General features: G+C 70.9%; 2 protein-coding genes and 1 pseudogene. 1 reads left to right on the forward strand and 2 read right to left on the reverse strand.

The genetic code is table 11. The features are described 5' to 3' along the window. Both I5I_RS15825 and I5I_RS15830 read right to left on the reverse strand, forming a co-directional pair. A pseudogene (locus I5I_RS15825) lies at positions 1–271 on the reverse strand (tRNA (adenine-N1)-methyltransferase); the annotation flags it as partial. Further along, a complete protein-coding gene (locus I5I_RS15830; RefSeq protein ID WP_036322076.1) occupies positions 268–954 on the reverse strand; it encodes an HAD family hydrolase in 687 nt (228 codons plus the stop codon). The pseudogene I5I_RS15825 and the gene I5I_RS15830, both read right to left, overlap by 4 nt. A gap of 113 nt (positions 955–1067) precedes the next feature. On the opposite strand from I5I_RS15830, the gene I5I_RS15835 reads away from it, so the two are divergent. After that, positions 1068–1486, forward strand: a 419-nt coding sequence (locus I5I_RS15835) for a PAC2 family protein (RefSeq protein WP_036322078.1), incomplete at its 3' end; no start/stop codon positions are given.

Consider the following 1486-nt stretch of genomic DNA (forward strand, 5'->3'; position numbering starts at 1 on the left):
TGGCAGCACCGCGCGGCATCGACATCACGAAGTCGCGCAGCAGCGGCCGCAGTGCCAGGTACTCGTGACCACCGGAGTTGGTCACCACCGACCCGTCGGGCTGACCGAGCAGCTGTTCGTGTTTGAGCACGCCGTGGTGGGTGTGCAACTCGCCGCCCTCCCGCAGGGTGACGGTGTGGAGGCGGCCCTTGGGTCCGGTCAGCTGCACGCGGTCGCCCAGGCGGAACGGGCCGCTCGGGCGCAGGTCGACGAGGGATGTCGGGGTGGTCATGCGTGCTCTCCTGTGCGGTGGGTCCGGTGCGCCGCGTGGACAGCGGCGATGTCGTCGGGCGTGCGCCCCGCGAGGGTCGGCCACAGGCTGTGGGCGCCCGTTCCGACGAGCGAGACCATCAGCGGCACTCCGATCGTCGTGACGCCCGCGGCGACGGCGGCGCGCACGCCCGTCGGCGAGTCCTCGATCGCGACGGCGTCGGCGGGGTCGATGCCGAGGATGCCGCATGCCTGCAGGTACGCGTCGGGGAAGGGCTTGGGGCGCGTGACGTCATCGCCCGCGACGATGATCTCGAACAGCTCGGGAAAGGGCGCGACGACCTGTGATGCCATCCGCCGCATCGACATCGTCACCAGCGCACAGCGGATGCCGGCGCCGCGCAGCGCGGTCAGCAGCTCGTGCGCCCCGGGACGCAGAGGGTTCCCCCGCTCCGAAAGCAGGCGCGTCACCTCTGCGGTGAGGTGGGCGATGATGTCGGCGACGGACATCCGCACGCCGGCCTCCTGAAGGATCGCCCCGGAGGTCTCGAGTCCCTGACCCACCAGGGTCAGGGCCTGTTCGTGCGTCCAGGTGCCGCCGAAGCTCTCGACGAGGGCCGTCTCGGCCTCCATCCAGTAGGGCTCGGTGTCCACGAGGGTGCCGTCCATGTCCCAGAGAACGGCGGCGGGGAGGGCGGAGCTCATCGGTCCATGCTACCGACGCCCCTCGGCGCCGCTGTCGCGCGCGTTACGGCCGCCCTCGCGACGGCGTCGGCGCGTATCGTGGAGGAATCGATGGACCGTGCGAGAGGGGCGGAGTGGACGAACTGGGTAACCGCGTGCTGATCGTGGCCTTCGACGGCTGGAATGACGCGGGCGAAGCCGCATCGGCCGCTGCGGCGCACATCCGGGAGTCCGGCGCGTACCGCGAGGTCTTCGCCGTCGATCCGGAGCTGTACTTCGACTACCAGTACACCCGGCCTCAGATCACGCTCGACGCCGACGGTTCGCGCACACTCACCTGGCCGGACGCGACGCTGTGGCGACCGCTGCATCCCGCCGACGGCACACGCCTGTGGGTGCTGTCCGGGGTCGAGCCCGCGCGCGCCTGGCAGTCGTTCGCCGCCGAGCTCGTGGACGCCGCGCTCACGGAGGGCATCACCGGCATCGTCGCGCTGGGATCGATGATGTCCGACGTTCCGCATACGGACTCTAGAGGATCCCCGGGACCGAGCTC

This window comes from Microbacterium sp. B24, assembly GCF_000333415.1.
Lineage (GTDB): Bacteria > Actinomycetota > Actinomycetes > Actinomycetales > Microbacteriaceae > Microbacterium.